Here is a 15,289-nt window from a genome sequence, read left to right on the forward strand (position 1 = left end):
GCGACCACCGGACTGGCGGACGAACTTGCCCTCGGCGCCAAGCACTTCGTGGCCCGGACGCTCGCGGTAAGCAACCTGCGGCTTACCAACGTTTGCCTCGACCTTGAACTCGCGCATCAGGCGGTCGACGATGATCTCCAGGTGCAGCTCGCCCATGCCGGCGATGATGGTCTGGCCGGTCTCATGGTTGGTGGACACGCGGAACGTCGGGTCCTCCTCGGCCAGCTTCTGCAGCGCGATTTCCATCTTCGTCTGGTCGGCCTTCGTCTTCGGCTCGACGGCGATGTCGATAACCGGGTCGGCGAATTCCATGGACTCCAGGATGATGGGAGCGTTCTCGTCGCACAGGGTGTCACCGGTGGTGGTGTTCTTCAGGCCAACGACGGCAACGATGTCGCCTGCGGCGCAGGAGTCGATGTCGACGCGCTGGTTGGAGTGCATCTGCAGCAGACGGCCGATGCGCTCTTTCTTGTCCTTCGTGGCGTTGACCACGTAGGAGCCAGCATCCAGAGAGCCCGAGTACACGCGCAGGTAGGTGAGCTTACCCACGAACGGGTCGGTCATGATCTTGAACGCCAGGGCGCTGAACGGAGCCTTCGGGTCGGAAGGACGCTCGTCCTCTTCGCCGGTCTCGGGGTTGCTGCCCTTGATGGCCGGAACGTCGATAGGGGCCGGCAGGTAGTCGACAACGGCGTCGAGCAGTTCCTGCACGCCCTTGTTCTTGTAGGCGGAGCCCACGAACACGGGGTTGATCTTGCAGGCGATGACGCCCTTGCGCAGAGCAGCCTTCAGTTCCTCGACGGAGACTTCCTCCTCCATGAGGACCTTCTCCATGAGGTCGTCGTCGCAGTCAGCGGCGGCTTCGACGAGCTCCTGGTGGGCAAGCTCGGCCTCGTCGGCGAACTCGGCCGGGATGGCATCCATAGGCTCGGGGTAGGTCATGCCCTTATCGTCGGCCTTGAAGTCCCATGCGGTCATGGTAACCAGGTCGATGACGCCCCAGAAGTTGTCCTCGGCGCCCATGGGCAGCTGAGCGGCAACGGCGTTGGCGCCCAGACGATCCTTCATGGTCTGGATGGCGTGGCCGAAGTCAGCGCCAACGCGGTCGTACTTGTTGATGAACGCGATGCGCGGCACGCCGTAACGCTCGGCCTGACGCCAAACGGTCTCGGACTGCGGCTGCACGCCGGCAACGGCGTCGAACACGGCGACGGTACCGTCGAGAACGCGCAGGGAGCGCTCAACCTCGGCGGTGAAGTCCACGTGGCCGGGCGTGTCGATGATCTGGAAGCGGTACGTCTCGTCGTCCTTCTTCCAGAAGCAGGTAGTAGCGGCGGCGGTGATGGTTACGCCACGCTCCTGCTCCTGAACCATCCAGTCCATCGTCGCGGCGCCGTCATGCACCTCGCCGATCTTGTGGGTCTTGCCCGTGTAGTACAGGATGCGCTCAGTAGTAGTGGTCTTACCGGCATCGATGTGGGCCATGATGCCGAAGTTACGGGTGAGCTTCAGGTCGTTAGTCTTAGCCATGTTCCGTCACGCCCTAGAAGCGGTAGTGCGAGAACGCACGGTTGGACTCGGCCATCTTGTACAGATCCTCGCGCTTCTTCACGGATGCGCCGGTGTTCTCGGCGGCGTCCATGATCTCAGCGGCCAGGCGCTGCTTCATGGTGTGCTCCTTGCGCTTACGGGAGAAGTCGACGATCCAGCGGATGGCCAGCGTGGTGGCGCGACGGGAGTTGACTTCCATGGGCACCTGGTAGGTGGCGCCGCCGACACGCTTCGGCTTGACTTCGAGCGTGGGGCGGACATTGTCCATAGCCTTCTTGAAGACGGCCAGCGGATCTTCGCCCGTCTTGGCCTGAACCAGCTCGAAAGCACCGTAGACGATGCCCTCGGCGGTGGACTTCTTGCCGTCCAGCAGGATCTTGTTGATCAGCTGGGTGACAAGACGGTTGTTGTAGACGGCGTCCGGCTGAACTTCACGGCGGACGGCTGCTGCACGACGCGGCATGTAAAACTCCTTCTTATTCCTGCGCGCTTCTAAGAGACTTTCCTTCTCTCATTAGGCTGCCGCGTTTCCGGCCCTTCCGGTTACGCGTTTCTGCAGCCCGCGCGACTTAGCGGTGAACTTATTTCGGGCGCTTGGCACCGTAGCGGCTGCGAGCCTGCTTGCGCTTGTCAACTGCAGCGCAGTCGAGAGCGGCGCGGATGACCTTATAACGGACACCAGGAAGGTCCTTAACACGGCCGCCGCGGATGAGCACCATGGAGTGCTCCTGCAGGTTGTGGCCCTCGCCCGGGATGTAGGCGGTAACTTCCATACCGTTGACCAGGCGGACACGGCAGACCTTACGCAGAGCCGAGTTCGGCTTCTTGGGGGTGGTGGTGTACACGCGGGTGCACACGCCACGCTTCTGCGGGTTGCCCTTCAGCGCCGGAGTCTTCGACTTCACGGCAGCCGTTTTGCGGCCCTTGCGGACCAGCTGATTGATGGTAGGCAAAATCTTCTCCTTCGCTCTTGCCTCCGACGGCGTACGAGACCGCCGTCGCATTTCTTCGTCGGCCACTCGTGTGCGTTCAGCTGATGCGCACACGACGACCTTCACCTTTTCAGGCGCGAGTTGGAACTTTAACACCGGGTATAGGGGCTGTCAAACGCCACGCACCCGGGTGTGTCTATTGCTATTGTACTGTGTTTTGGCTGGTCATGCAAGGTTTTTTTGGCGTGTGAGCCACGTTTTGCACACAAATTCGGAAAAAGTTGTTGCAAATTTTTCGCCGCCGTGGATGGGGTTCAGGGAAGCGTGGATTCATAGGCAGCACACCGCAGCGACTTGTGCGATAACCGGGATGGAGGCATAGACGAGCTGTATTATTTGCGCGCGCCCAGGATGAGCTGCTCCACCAGGCGCGCCGTGCCTTCGAGGTTTTCCACCGTGATGTACTCGTCGCGCGAATGGTAGTTCGCCATGCCCGTGGCCAGCGTGATGGCGCGCACGCCGCGCCCGGCAAGGATGTTCGCGTCCGCCCCGCCGCCCGAGGCGTGCAGGCGCGGCGTGAGGCCCGCAGCGCGCGCGGCGGTAACCACGCTCTGCACAAGCGGATCGTGCTCGTCGTAGGAAATGGGCAGGTAATCGGTGCGCCACTGGATGTCCACGCTGCCGTGAGCTTGGGCGGCCGCCGTGCGCATGGCGTCATCCATGGCCGCACGCTCGGCGCGGGCGCGCTCAACCGACGTGGAGCGGCACTCCCCCGACAGCCAACACGTGGCGGGCACGACGTTCGTGGCGCCGTCGCACTCGATGACGCCGACGTTTGCGGTGGTGTGGGCCGACACGCGGCCGAGCGGCATGTGGCACACGGCCTGCGCGGCCATGCGCAGCGCCGAGTTGCCGCGCTCGGGCTCCACGCCCGCGTGGGCGGCCTGGCCGCGAAACGTTGCCGTGAACGTGCAGTGGCACGGCGCCGACTGGATGATGGTGCCCGGGTCGCCGTCGGCGTCAAGCACGTAGCAGGGCGCGCCGGCCGGCAACGCCGAGACGTCAAGCGCGCCGGAGCCAAGCAGGTGCAGCTCTTCGCACGTGGTCAGCACCACGCAGATCTCGGGCAGCTGCTCCCCTGTTTCCACCAGGCCGCGCACGGCCTCGAAGATGCCCGCGACGCCCGCTTTGTCGTCGGCGGACAGAATGGTGTCGCCGGCCGAGCGAATGACGCCGTCTTCGACCACCGGTTCGATGCCCGCGCACGGCTGCACCGTGTCCATGTGGCCGCACAGCACCAGCGCGCCCGGCACGTCGCCTGCGCGGTGCGCGATGAGGTTGCCCGTGTCTGAGCTCGTCTGGGCTGCGGAATCGTCGAAGCGCACCGTGAAGCCGAGGGCTTCCAGCTCGGTGCGGCACCGTGCGGCCATGGCGATTTCGTGCCGCGACGGGCTTTCGATGCGCACAAGCTCGCAAAACAGGTTCAACAGGCGGTCGGGTTTCATGGCGGCTCCGTTTCCTACAGCGAAAGCCGCGCAAGGCGGCTTTCGGTCATTGGTTTTCGTTACTTATTATATGGTGCGATCGGGCGCGGGCAGGCGCAAGGGCGCGGGCGGCCAGCAAAGATGCGTAAAGTGCATTCCGCATGGGCTATGCAACTGAAACCTGCCGGCACATAGGCGAATTGCGTCTGGCAAGCTTCCGCAGAAGATGGACGCGTGCGGGCACAAGGAAGCAAGCGGTCGGCAAAGATATGCAAGCGCATTCCGATGGGATTCGCAACGCAATGATGCCAGCACGCAAGTGCATTGCGGTCGATAAGCTTCCGCAAAAAGCCCTGCGCGCTATGCGCGAGCTGCGGCCTGGGCGTCTTGGGCGTCCTGCTCGCCACGCAGGCGGTCGCGTTCGGTGTCGATGGCGCGGTTGCGGAAGTACACCACCCAGTTCGCGGCGATGCACACCACGTTGATGAAGTACACGGCAAGCACCCAGTTGATGGTGCCCGACACGAACTTCGCCGCAATGCCGGCGAAGTAGCCGAGCGTGATAAGCAGGATGAACTGCCAGCTGGTGCCCGCGGCCGTGCGGGCCTTGAAGTTCTTGTACGCGTTCATCGGCCACGAAAGCCCGAAGCAAATGAGCATGATCGCCTCGAGTGCCTCTGCCATTTCCGTCATCTCCTTGGTGGTATTCTGCAGGTGCGCTGTGGGCGTATGCCCGCGGCGGTTCGTTATGGTAGAACTGTTAACGTTATGGTTTGAGCGTTTTCGATAATCTTCGCGTTATCGACACAGAGCAACACGACAGGGGCGAGGCTAAGCATGGAGCTTTTGCAGCTGCGATATTTTCACGAGGTGGCGCAAACGCAGCATATGACGAATTCGGCGAAGCGGCTGGGCGTGGCGCAGCCGGCGCTGACGCAGGCCATCCGGCGGCTGGAGGGCGAGCTTGACGCGAAGCTGTTCGAGCGGCAGGGGCGCAACATCCGCTTGACGCCGTGCGGGCAGGCGCTTGAGGAGCATATCGCGCCGCTGTTGTCTGGGCTTGAGCAGGTGCCCGACGTGATTGCGCAGGCCAAAGGTGCCGAGCGCAACACCGTGCGCGTGGACGTGGAGGCCGCCACGCTTATGGCCGTCGACGCCATCGCGGCGTTTCGCGCGGCGTGCCCGCAGACGGCGTTCGTCATCAACCAGGCGAATGCGGCGGCGCGCTGGGACGTGCGCGTAAAGACGGTGCTGGCGGGTGCCGCCGTTGGCGCGAAGGGTGCGCACGCGTTTCGGGAGCGCATCTGCCTGGCGGTGCCGCGCGGGCATGTGAGCGAAAGCGGCAGCGTAGCGCTTGCGGATTTCGCGGGAGCGCCGTTTGTGGCGCTGGCGGGCTCGCGGGCGTTTCGCGCCGTGTGCGACGAACTGTGCGGGCAGGCGGGGTTCGCGCCGAACGTGGTGTTCGAGTCCGACAGCCCCGATGTGGTGCGCAAGTTCATAGCGCTGGGGCTTGGCGTGGGGTTTTGGCCCGAGCACAGCTGGGGCGCGCTTGAAAGCGAGGACGTGGCGCTGGCGCCGATTGCCGACGAGCGCTTCGCGCGCGATATCGTGGTGGAGGCGGCGGCGCGCCCGCTGGGGCAAAAGGCCGCCGAGTTCCACGCGTTTCTGCTGGACTTCGTGGGCAGGCGCATGAACGGCGAAGGCGAATAACGGCGGCGTGCGGCTGCTTGACGAGCGCGGCTGTCGAAAAGGCGTGCTGTGCGGCGATTGGTTGCTGCGGGCGTTCGGGTTGTCCTCGGTTACGAAATGCGCAACGCCGCGCGAACGATCTTTCGGAAGCGCTTTGCCAGCCGGGAAACGCATGCAGCGACCGGATGGGCGTAGCACGAAAGTGTGCAGTAGCTGTTGCCCCTGCTTAAAACGAACGAAGGCCCCGGGCTTTGCGCCTGGGGCCTTCGCGATGATGCCGGTGTAAATCGGTTACAGGGCCAGGATGGGGGCTGCGACCTGCTTCTTGCGGGACAGCACGCCGGGCATCCAGACGGACTTGCCCGTGACGTCGATGTTGAACGCGCGGTTCACGAAATCGGTGTCGCCTTCGCAGATGAACTGGCTGCCTTCGGCCAGGATGTCGGTAGCGAAGAACAGCACGAACTGGTAGCCCTTCTCGGCCACGAGCGCCTTGATGGCCTCGCGGATTTCAGGCTCGCGGTCAAGCACGGCCTTGAGGTCGACCGTTTCGTACTGGCCGATGTAGACCTTGTTGCCGTTGGAAAGCTCGAACTCCTTGGCATCGGCGTTCACCAGCTTGTCGACGGGCAGCTCGGCGGGGTTGGAGCGGCACTTGAAGATGGACATGCCGTACTCCACCGGGTCCACGCCGACGGCCTCGGCCGTGCGGGCGATGATGTCACGGTCGAAGTCGGTGGTGGTGGGCGACTTCATGATAACGGTGTCGGTGAGCATGGCACCGAGCAGCAGCGCGGCGATGGACTGCGGCAGCTCCACGCCTTCGATCTCGAACTCGCGCGCGACGATGGCCGCGGTGGAGCCGACAGGGCGGGCGTTGAAGCGCAGCGGCTGGGCCGTGACCAGGCCGCCAAGGCGATGATGGTCGACGATTTCCAGGATTTCGGCGGCGTCAAGGCCGTCGGCGGACTGCAGCGCCTCGTTGTGGTCGACGAGGATGACCTGTTGGCCGGCTTCCACGGACTCGATAAGGCGCGGGGTCTCGATGCCGCGCTCGCCGAGGATCCACTCGGTCTCGGGCGGCAGCGAGCCCAGGCGGACCGCCTCGTACGTGGCGTCGACGCCGTCGCGCTTCGCCAGCTCGTTCTTCAGATACGCGTAGCCAACAGCCGCGCTGATGGCATCGTTGTCGGGATTCTTGTGACCGAACACCAGAATGGGTGCCGCCATGTGATCGCTCCTTACCTTCGCCGACGCGCCGTCGGCGCATCCTTCGTCTTGCTCATAAGAGGCCCCGCGGCAAGCGCATGGGACCAACTCACTATTATACTGCCCGTTTGCGCACGCGGGCGAAACGAGCGCAAAACGCCCAGGAGCACCCGTCGGCGGCAGTCCGCGGTGGGAGGATGGAATCGCGAGGAGCGCTTCTAGCGAGCGCGAGGCACAGCGGCAATGGGCGGGCATTCAGCAACTCAAGAAAAAACCCACTGTTGGGCAATTTTCCAAGAACCTGAACGAAATGGGGACAAATCCACGAGAAGCTGAACGCGAGCCCGAACCTCAGATTCGGCTAGTTCCATTTTCGCAGGTCAGACGCCTGTCGTGTAACGCCTGTCGAGATTCGCAGCGGTCATTTCTTCAGAAAGTGGCATTTTTGACCAACAGTGGACGTTTTTCCGAGTTGTTGAAAAAGGCATTGAGGTGATAGAGGGCTGGGCTGGGCTGGGCTGGGCTGGGCTGGGCTGGGCTGGGCTGGGCTGGGCTGGGCTGGGCTGGGCTGGGCTGGGCTGGGCTGGGCTGGGCTGGGCTGGGCTGGGCTGGCCTGGGCTGGGCCGGTAAATTCATGTAACGCATAGGCGTGGAAGTGGCGGGGGGCGGCTATAGTGTTCGCAAGACATTGGAGCGCGGCGAGGTTTCTCGGCGCGGGCGCATCATCGTCTTCTTGCAGCGAAGAATAGGAGCGAACATGGAAACGCTGGGGCTAACCGACATCATCGGGCCGGTAATGGTGGGGCCGTCGAGCAGCCACACCGCTGGCGCGCTGCGCATCGCGTACATGGCGCGCAAACTGGCCGGTAGCCTGCCGCGGCGCGTGGAGTTTCGCCTGCTTGGCAGCTTCGCGCACACGCTGACCGGGCACGGCACCGACAAGGCGCTTGTGGCCGGCATGCTGGGCTTTTCGCCCGATGACCTGCGCATTCGCAATTCATTTGCCCACGCGCGCGAAGCGGAGCTTCATTTTGAGTTCACTCCCCTGCCCGACTCGGACGACTACGAGCACCCCAATACCATCGACATGGTCATCGACGGCGCCGACGGCGTACGCATGTGCGTGCGCGGCGAAAGCGTGGGCGGCGGCGCGGCGGTTATCCGCAAGATCGACGGCGTGGACGTGTACATCACCGGCGAGAACCACTCCATCGTGGTGCAGCAGATCGACGAGCCCGGCGTGCTTGCGCACATCGCCACGTGCTTGAGCGAGCACGGCGTGAACATCGCCACCGCGCGCATGTACCGCGAGCAGCGCGGCGACGTGGCCTACACCGTGCTTGAGACCGACCAGGGTATCAGCGAAGAGGCGCGCGAGGCCATCAATGCCAACCCGCTTATCCGCGGCTGCCGCGTCATCCCCGCCGCCACCGTGGCCGGCGAGGCGCCGGCGCCGGTTGACGCCGACGTGCAGGCGCGGGCGCTTGAGGATTTGCGCGCGCTTGATTTCGGCACGGGAAGCGCGCTTTTGGAGCTGTGCCGGGCACGCAAAGCTTCCATTTCCGAGGTGTTCTTCCGCCGCGAACAGGCCGTTCAGGAAAGCCGCGGGTTCGCCGACGGCACGCAGGCGTACCTTTTGCGCGTGCTGCGCGTCATGAAGGACGCCGCGTTCGGGCCGCTTGACGAGCCGGCGAATTCCATGGGCGGGCTTTTGGGCGGCGAGGCGCAGCGCATGGCGAAGCTGCGCCGGCATGCGCGCAACGTGTGCGGCGAGCCCATATCGTCGGCGGCGGCGTACGCCATGGCCGTGCTGGAAACGAACGCGTCCATGGGCCGCATCGTGGCGGCGCCGACGGCAGGTTCGGCCGGCGTCATCCCCGGCGTGCTGCTGTCGCTGCAGGCCACGAAGGGGTTCACGGACGACGAGCTGGTGCGTGCGCTGGGATGCGCGGCGGCCGTGGGGTACCTGATCACGCGCAACGCCACCGTGGCCGGCGCCGAGGGCGGCTGCCAGGCCGAGATCGGCAGCGCCGCGGCCATGGCGGCGGCGGCAACCGTGGAGCTTGAAGGCGGCACGCCCGAGCAGTGCTTGGACGCAGCGGGCAACGCGCTGACGAACATGATGGGGCTGGTGTGCGATCCCGTGGCGGGCCTGGTTGAGGTGCCGTGTCAGAAGCGCAACGCATCGGGCGCGGCAACGGCGCTGGTCAGCGCACAGATTTCGCTGGCGAACGTCGGCAACTTGGTTGGGTTCGACCAAACGGTGGAGGCCGTGTACAAGGTTGGCCGCAGCCTGCCGTTCGAGTTGCGCGAAAGCGCCCTGGGCGGCCTGGCAGCCACGCCCGACGCCTGCGCCTGGTGCGAAGCCCACATGTGCGGAAAGTAGGAGCTACAAGCGAAAGCGCCCCTCGCAGTTGGGATTTGCGAGGGGCGCTGGTTTGTTAGTTGATTTTTACGATGGGGGCGTAGTCTTTGAGGAGCTTTTTCGTTTGGCCGGATTTGGTGAAGCGGACGTAGAGCGTGTCGCCGTCGACTTTCGTGACTTTGCCGCGGCCGAACGTCTTGTGGTCCACCATGTCGCCGGCGGCAAACGTCATCTTCGCGGCCGCCTTCTTCTCGGCGCCCGGACGCACATACGCTCCCGAAACCGCGCGGCCCGAGCCCATGCGACCCGTACGCGCCTCGCGGCGCTCGCGGTCGGAGCGCCCGCCGGGCATGCTGGCGCTTGATCGGCCGAACACGCGCCCGCCGCCGGCCTCCACACCGCTGCCGGATATGCCCTTGCGGCTGCCGCGCTTCTCCCAGCCGGTGCCGGAGAAGCCCTGGCTGCCCACGCCCATGGTTTGGCGCAGCTCGGAGGGAATTTCGTGCACGAAGCGCGACACGGGATTCGACTGTGTTTGGCCGAAAATCTGGCGCGTGTAGGCGCACGTGAGGTACAGCACCTTGCGGGCGCGCGTGATGGCAACGTAGGCCAAGCGGCGCTCCTCCTCGATGCCGGCCGCGTCGCCGACGCTGTTCATGTGCGGAAACAGCGTCTCCTCCATGCCGGCCACGAACACGCAGTCGAACTCCAAGCCCTTGCTGGCGTGCACGGTCATCATGGTGACGGCCTGGCCGTCGTCTTCCATGGTGTCAAGGTCGGTACGCAGGCGCACCCACTCCAAAAAGTCGGCCAGCGAATCGCCGCGCAGCACGCGCACCGGCTCATCGGTAGCAGCGCCGGCTTCGCCAACACCTTCCCCACCAGCGGTTACACCGACTGCAACCGGCGCGTCATCCGCAAGTTGCCCACCCATAGGTAGCGAAGAGTCAGCGAGGGTTTCCCCAATGCCCGAGCCTTCGTCAGCAGCCGCGGATTGGGTGCGAGGGGAAGCCGCAGCGTCGAGCGCATCCGCCGTTCGTAGAACGGCGGAATGCTGAGGCGCCGCGTAGTCGGCGCCTTCCTCGTCATGCGTGTCCACGAACTCGTCGACTACCGACAAGAACTCCTGGATGTTCTCGATGCGCCCGCGCGCCTCGTCGGTGTTTTCGGCCTGCAGCGCGCCGATAAGGCCCGACTTGTCGATAACGGCCTCGATAAGCTTGCGCAAATCGCCCGAATACGACTGCGCGTCTTTCACCAGCTGCACGAACTCGCCCACGCTGCGACGCGTGGAGGCGCGCAGCTCGGGGTCGGCCACGGCCAGCTCGGCGCCTTCCATAAACGTCATGCCCATTTCGCGCGCGAACTGCTCGATGCGCTCGATGGTGGACTTGCCGATGCCGCGGCGCGGCGTGTTGATAACCCGCTTGGCCGCGATGTCGTCTGCGGGGTTCACCACCAGCGTGAGGTACGCCATGACGTCGCGGATTTCGGCGCGCTCGAAGAAGCGCGTGCCGCCGACGATGCGGTACGGCACGCCGGCGCGCAGCAGCATGTCTTCAAGCATGCGCGACTGCGCGTTTGTGCGGTAGAACACCGCCACCTGGTTGTAACTGAGGCCCTTCTGGCGCTGCTTCTCGATCTCGCCGGCAATCCAGCGGCCCTCGTCGCGCTCGTCGGTGGCCATGTACACGTGGATTTTCTCACCGTCTTCCTGGTCGGTGAACAGCTTTTTGGCCTTGCGATGCTGGTTGTTCGCGATGACCGCGTTCGCCGCGGCCAGCACGTTGCCGACGCTGCGGTAGTTCTGCTCCAGCTTCACGGTGGTGCAGCGCGGGTAGTCCTTCTCGAAATCGAGGATGTTGCGGATGTCGGCGCCGCGCCAGCTGTAAATGGACTGGTCGTCGTCGCCGACCACCATGATGTTGCCGTGCTGCTCGGCCAAAAGGCGCGTGATCTCGTACTGCGCGTGGTTCGTGTCCTGATACTCGTCCACCATGATGTAGCGGAAGCGCAGCTGGTAGGCTTCCAGCACCTCGGGGTGGTTTTTGAGCAGCAGATACGCGTACAGCAGCAAATCGTCGAAGTCGAAAGCGTTCGCCTGCTTCAGGCGCTCCTGCAGCCGCTCGTACACGCGCGCAGCCACCTTGCCCACCGGGTCGTTGGCCTCTTTGGCGAACACGCCGGGGGCCTTCAGCTCGTTTTTCGCCGTGGAAATGCGGTTCATGAGCGCGTTTACGGGGAAGCGCTTCGGGTCGATGTCGAGCTCGGCCATGATTTCCTTGTACAGGCGCTTTTGGTCGTCGGTGTCGTAGATGGTGAAGCTTTTCGAGAAGCCCAGCAGCTCGGCGTCGGCGCGCAGCATGCGCACGCACATGCTGTGGAACGTGGACACCCACATGCCGCGGCTGCGCGGTCCCACCAGGCCTTGCAGGCGTTCGCGCATTTCCGCGGCGGCCTTGTTCGTGAACGTGATGGCCAAAATTTCCCACGGCGCCACGTCAAGGTCTTCGAGGATGTGCGCAATGCGGTACGTGAGCACGCGCGTTTTACCTGATCCGGCGCCTGCAAGCACAAGCAGCGGGCCTTCGGTGCATTCGACGGCCGCGCGCTGCGGGCCGTTGAGCGTGGTGATGTCGACGGGCATGTGGGGTTCCTTCGGGCTAAACCGCCGGCCTCGCGGGCTTACGCGGCAGCTGAGTTAGCAGGGCGCGCGGGGGGCGATGGCGACGGGGTGATTCCAATGGTTGCGCCGTGAAGCGCAACGTATGATTCTAGCGCAGCTTGGCAGCAGGTTCACGGCCGCGGCGCGCGCATGCACAGCATAGGCAGATAGTGTTCTATTTTCGCAGGACAATAGGTGGCCAAAGCGCAGGCGAAGGGCGCGAAGGAGCGATGCGCCGGCGGCCCGATGCTCCGCACAGGCAGCCATACCGCGCCCGCCCGGACAGCGACGTAAACGCAGATTCCACAAAGAGCGAAGCGATTGCCGATGCGCCCAACGCTTCCTTAACGAGAGCGAACGCGAAAGCAACAGCGATGCGGTACCATAATCGATGCCGAAATGCGGCAAACCGGGCAAAAGCGCAAGGCGAAGGAGGCGAACATGGGCGCGTGGACGAAAGCGAACAGCACCGACGGGCTGCTAGGCCACGTTGAACTTGACCGCGTGCTCGACACGCAAAACTTCGCCGTAAGCGACGCCTGCGTAGGGTGCGGGCGCTGCGAGCGCATCTGCCCCGCCGGCGCCATCGTGATGGACGGCAAGCGCCCCACCTGGCCCGATGCCGAATGCCTTATGTGCTTAGGATGCGTGCGCGCCTGCCCCGCCCGCGCCATCAGCTACGGCGCGCGACAATAAATCCGGGCCGCAGGAGCAAGCAAGGCGACGCTGCGCGGCAGAGCCGGCGCCCCACCCCTCCCTAAACGCACGAAGGCGAACCGGGAAATCCGATTCGCCTTCGAAAAATGCTTCGCGAGCAACGCGCTGCGCGCTATCCGCAAACGCCGCTACACGATTTTCTTGCCGAACACGGCCGCGATCTCGCGCAGCTCTTCGACGAGCACGCGGAACTGGGCCGGAGTCAGCTGCTGCGGGCCGTCGGACAGGGCCGCCGGCGGGTTGGGATGCACCTCGATCATGATGGAGTCGGCGCCCACAGCAACCGCGGCGCGGGCCAGGCTGGGCACCAAGTCGCGCACGCCAGCCGGGTGCGACACGTCAACGCAGATGGGCAGCAGGCTTTGCTTGTGGATAACCGGCACCGCGGAGATGTCGAGCGTGAAGCGCGTGGCCGTCTCGAACGTGCGCAGGCCGCGCTCGCACAGCACGACGTTGTCATTGCCCTCCATGGTGATGTAGTCGGTTGCGGCCAGCCACTCGGCGATGGTGCCCGCGAAACCGCGCTTGAACAACACCATCTTGCGCGAGTCCTTCGTGACCTTGCCGATGTTTTTCAGCAGGCTGAAATTCTGGAAGTTGCGCGCGCCCACCTGCAGGCCGTCGACGTAGGAGTGCACCAGCTCGCAGTGCTCGGAGTCCATGACTTCCGTGAGCGTTTTCAGGCCGTACTTCTCGCCGCCGGCCTTCATGATCTTCAGCGCTTCCTCGCCGAGGCCCTGGAAGCTGTGCGGGTTCGTGCGCGGCTTGTAGGCACCACCGCGAATCCAGGAAAGGCCCAGGTCGTGAATGCATTCGGCAACTTCGAAGAACTGCTCTTCGCTTTCTACCGAGCAAGGACCGGCGTAGATAGTGATCTCGTCAGTGCGGGTGCCGTAATCTGGCAGCTTCGTTTCGATATGCTGTTCGCTCATGCCGACGGAGTCTCCTTCATGACCTTCAGGATAGTGCTGTAAATCTCGCGGAGGTTGTCGTTATAGAGCGGCCCTTCGTTGAAGCTGTCAACCTTCTCGAAAATCTCCTCCTCGCGCTTCGGGTCGTACAGACCCATACGCGCACCGGGCTTCAGGCCGCGAATGACCAGCGAGTGACCGGCGCGCTTGTTCAGCAGCGCGACGATCTGACGGTCGATTTCGTCGATCTTGGCACGATGTTCCTGGATCTGCTCGAACGAGCTGTTCTGATCAGACATCGGCTTTTCCTTCCATACTTGCAAGTGGTAACGAGCATGGCCGCGCGCGCCGCTTCCCTGCTGCGGCGCGCCGCTTGCGCGACAAGCGGCCCTCGTGTGGCAAACATGATAGCAAAAGAGCCCGGCAGGCTGGGGATATCGCGCCAGATATGTCGGTGAACTTTTCAGGGCGTGGCGGCAGACGTTATGCCAGCACGCCCGCCATCTGCAGGGCGAACACGCCGAGCACCAGCACGCCGACAATGATGCGGTACCAGCCGAACGCCGTGAAGTCGTTGCGCTTGATGTAGCCCATGAGGAATTTGATGGACACGACCGACATAACGAACGCCGAGACGATGCCGACGATAAGCACGACAATCTCGGTTTGCGTCATGACCAGACCGGCCGCCACGAACTTCAGGCATTTCACCAGGCCCCAGCCGAACATGATGGGGATGGCCAGGAAGAACGTGAACTCAGCCGCGGCGGTTCGGCTGCAGCCGCACAGCATGCCGCCGATGATGGTGGCGCCGGAACGCGACGTGCCGGGGATGATGGCCAGCACCTGGAAGCAGCCGATTTTCAGCGCCGTTTTCCAGTCGATGTGGTCGACGTCGGTGATGCGGAACATGCGGCGCTCCGCCTCGGCCTCGACGTCGGCGCTAGATGCCGCCGTGGCCGCAAGCGGCTGCATGCGCGCGTGGCGACCGCGCGGCATGGTGGGCTGCGCGTGCTCGGACTCGATGGCGCGGCGACATTCGCCCAGGCGGCGGCGGTTGCGGCGCTCGAGCACGATGAACACCACGCCGTACAGGATGAGCATGGCCGCCACGCACACCTTATTGTAGAAGTGGGCGTTCACCCAGTCGTCGAACAGGATGCCGATGATGGCCGCCGGGATGCAACCGATGGCAACCATGCCCCACAAACGCCACGTTGCACGCTTCTCATCTGCGGTTTTGCGAGGGCTTACCGGGTTGAGCTTGTGGAAGTACAACGTGAGCACAGCCAGGATGGCGCCGATTTGGATGACGACGAGGAACAGCGCGAGGAATTCCGGCGACACCTGCAGCTGCACGAAGTCGTCGACGATGATCATGTGGCCCGTCGATGAGATGGGCAGCCATTCGGTAACGCCCTCGACAATGCCGATGAGCAGGGATTTCAACGCTTCGATAATCATATTCCGCCTTTCACATACCTGTTGCGCGACGCTTGAGAGGGCGGCGCCAGGAATCGTGATGGCGCATGCGCCCGATGCGTTCGAACGCGTCACGATTTCACCATGGTACGCGCAGGTTACGCGTGACGTGGGCTTTTGGGCGGAAACCAGACCGGGCGCACGAACATTTTACGTGCGCTTGATGTTTAGGGGCGGCGCCATTCACCCAAACCGCCCACAACCGTCATAGCGTTGTGTTGAAGATGCGCGCGAAACGAGCCGCCACCTGCCGCTATCGTGTAAGATGGGCGACTACGCAAATG

At 64.0% G+C, this 15,289-nt stretch carries 13 protein-coding genes; 3 read left to right on the forward strand and 10 right to left on the reverse strand.

Going from position 1 to position 15,289, the window contains the following annotated elements; translation table 11 throughout:
• From fusA to ACWI6D_RS08200, 5 genes are all read right to left on the reverse strand, one after another.
• On the reverse strand, nt 1-1,530 hold a 1,530-nt coding region (gene fusA, locus ACWI6D_RS08180; protein WP_449134319.1), incomplete at its 3' end, for an elongation factor G.
• Between the two features lie 13 nt (nt 1,531-1,543).
• Nucleotides 1,544-2,014 (reverse strand): 30S ribosomal protein S7, encoded by a 471-nt coding sequence (rpsG, locus tag ACWI6D_RS08185; protein ID WP_129423085.1) that lies wholly within the window; start codon nt 2,012-2,014, stop codon nt 1,544-1,546.
• Nucleotides 2,015-2,132: 118 nt separating this feature from the next.
• Nucleotides 2,133-2,504, reverse strand: coding sequence for a 30S ribosomal protein S12 (rpsL, locus tag ACWI6D_RS08190; protein WP_129423086.1), 372 nt, complete (start codon nt 2,502-2,504; stop codon nt 2,133-2,135).
• 371 nt (nt 2,505-2,875) lie between these two features.
• The gene (locus ACWI6D_RS08195) at nt 2,876-3,988 is read right to left on the reverse strand and encodes a M20/M25/M40 family metallo-hydrolase (protein WP_449134320.1); all 1,113 of its coding nucleotides are present in this window, start codon (nt 3,986-3,988) and stop codon (nt 2,876-2,878) included.
• Nucleotides 3,989-4,327: 339 nt separating this feature from the next.
• Nucleotides 4,328-4,651: a hypothetical protein gene (locus ACWI6D_RS08200; RefSeq protein WP_449134321.1), complete on the reverse strand. Its 324-nt coding sequence runs from the start codon at nt 4,649-4,651 to the stop codon at nt 4,328-4,330.
• A 153-nt stretch (nt 4,652-4,804) separates the two neighbouring features.
• On the opposite strand from ACWI6D_RS08200, the gene ACWI6D_RS08205 reads away from it, so the two are divergent.
• Nucleotides 4,805-5,677 (forward strand): LysR family transcriptional regulator, encoded by an 873-nt coding sequence (locus ACWI6D_RS08205; protein WP_449134322.1) that lies wholly within the window; start codon nt 4,805-4,807, stop codon nt 5,675-5,677.
• Nucleotides 5,678-5,947: 270 nt separating this feature from the next.
• Here the strand turns inward: ACWI6D_RS08205 and ACWI6D_RS08210 are convergent, their stop codons facing one another.
• Nucleotides 5,948-6,886: a manganese-dependent inorganic pyrophosphatase gene (locus ACWI6D_RS08210; protein WP_417751552.1), complete on the reverse strand. Its 939-nt coding sequence runs from the start codon at nt 6,884-6,886 to the stop codon at nt 5,948-5,950.
• Between the two features lie 736 nt (nt 6,887-7,622).
• On the opposite strand from ACWI6D_RS08210, the gene sdaAA reads away from it, so the two are divergent.
• The gene (gene sdaAA, locus ACWI6D_RS08215) at nt 7,623-9,251 is read left to right on the forward strand and encodes an L-serine ammonia-lyase, iron-sulfur-dependent, subunit alpha (protein WP_449134323.1); all 1,629 of its coding nucleotides are present in this window, start codon (nt 7,623-7,625) and stop codon (nt 9,249-9,251) included.
• 55 nt (nt 9,252-9,306) lie between these two features.
• On the opposite strand, the gene ACWI6D_RS08220 is transcribed toward sdaAA, so the two are convergent.
• Nucleotides 9,307-11,877 carry an ATP-dependent helicase gene (locus tag ACWI6D_RS08220; protein ID WP_449134324.1) on the reverse strand — a complete coding sequence of 857 codons (2,571 nt, stop codon included), beginning with the start codon at nt 11,875-11,877 and terminating at the stop codon, nt 9,307-9,309.
• Between the two features lie 417 nt (nt 11,878-12,294).
• Between ACWI6D_RS08220 and ACWI6D_RS08225 the strand changes: the two genes are divergently transcribed.
• A complete protein-coding gene (locus tag ACWI6D_RS08225; protein WP_449134325.1) occupies nt 12,295-12,591 on the forward strand; it encodes an EFR1 family ferrodoxin in 297 nt (98 codons plus the stop codon).
• 149 nt (nt 12,592-12,740) lie between these two features.
• On the opposite strand, the gene aroF is transcribed toward ACWI6D_RS08225, so the two are convergent.
• The 3 genes from aroF to ACWI6D_RS08240 all read right to left on the reverse strand — a co-directional run bounded on the left by aroF (nt 12,741) and on the right by ACWI6D_RS08240 (nt 14,987).
• Nucleotides 12,741-13,544, reverse strand: coding sequence for a 3-deoxy-7-phosphoheptulonate synthase (aroF, locus tag ACWI6D_RS08230; protein ID WP_129423094.1), 804 nt, complete (start codon nt 13,542-13,544; stop codon nt 12,741-12,743).
• Nucleotides 13,541-13,822: a chorismate mutase gene (locus ACWI6D_RS08235; protein ID WP_129423095.1), complete on the reverse strand. Its 282-nt coding sequence runs from the start codon at nt 13,820-13,822 to the stop codon at nt 13,541-13,543. The genes aroF and ACWI6D_RS08235 overlap by 4 nt, the downstream gene beginning before the upstream one ends.
• A 184-nt stretch (nt 13,823-14,006) precedes the next feature.
• Entirely contained in the window at nt 14,007-14,987 is a 981-nt protein-coding gene (locus ACWI6D_RS08240; RefSeq protein ID WP_449134326.1) for an undecaprenyl-diphosphate phosphatase, read from the reverse strand.
• Nucleotides 14,988-15,289 lie beyond the last annotated feature (302 nt).

The organism is Senegalimassilia sp., assembly GCF_977052095.1.

What these genes read in the sequence shown, in the direction of transcription:
- rpsG (WP_129423085.1), bottom strand. Translation starts at nt 2,014, where the DNA reads ATGCCGCGTCGTGCAGCAGCCGTCCGCCGTGAAGTTCAGCCGGACGCC.
- ACWI6D_RS08195 (WP_449134320.1), bottom strand. Translation starts at nt 3,988, where the DNA reads ATGAAACCCGACCGCCTGTTGAACCTGTTTTGCGAGCTTGTGCGCATC.
- ACWI6D_RS08200 (WP_449134321.1), bottom strand. Translation starts at nt 4,651, where the DNA reads ATGGCAGAGGCACTCGAGGCGATCATGCTCATTTGCTTCGGGCTTTCG.
- ACWI6D_RS08205 (WP_449134322.1), top strand. Translation starts at nt 4,805, where the DNA reads ATGGAGCTTTTGCAGCTGCGATATTTTCACGAGGTGGCGCAAACGCAG.
- ACWI6D_RS08210 (WP_417751552.1), bottom strand. Translation starts at nt 6,886, where the DNA reads ATGGCGGCACCCATTCTGGTGTTCGGTCACAAGAATCCCGACAACGAT.
- sdaAA (WP_449134323.1), top strand. Translation starts at nt 7,623, where the DNA reads ATGGAAACGCTGGGGCTAACCGACATCATCGGGCCGGTAATGGTGGGG.
- ACWI6D_RS08220 (WP_449134324.1), bottom strand. Translation starts at nt 11,877, where the DNA reads ATGCCCGTCGACATCACCACGCTCAACGGCCCGCAGCGCGCGGCCGTC.
- ACWI6D_RS08225 (WP_449134325.1), top strand. Translation starts at nt 12,295, where the DNA reads ATGCGGCAAACCGGGCAAAAGCGCAAGGCGAAGGAGGCGAACATGGGC.
- aroF (WP_129423094.1), bottom strand. Translation starts at nt 13,544, where the DNA reads ATGAGCGAACAGCATATCGAAACGAAGCTGCCAGATTACGGCACCCGC.
- ACWI6D_RS08235 (WP_129423095.1), bottom strand. Translation starts at nt 13,822, where the DNA reads ATGTCTGATCAGAACAGCTCGTTCGAGCAGATCCAGGAACATCGTGCC.
- ACWI6D_RS08240 (WP_449134326.1), bottom strand. Translation starts at nt 14,987, where the DNA reads ATGATTATCGAAGCGTTGAAATCCCTGCTCATCGGCATTGTCGAGGGC.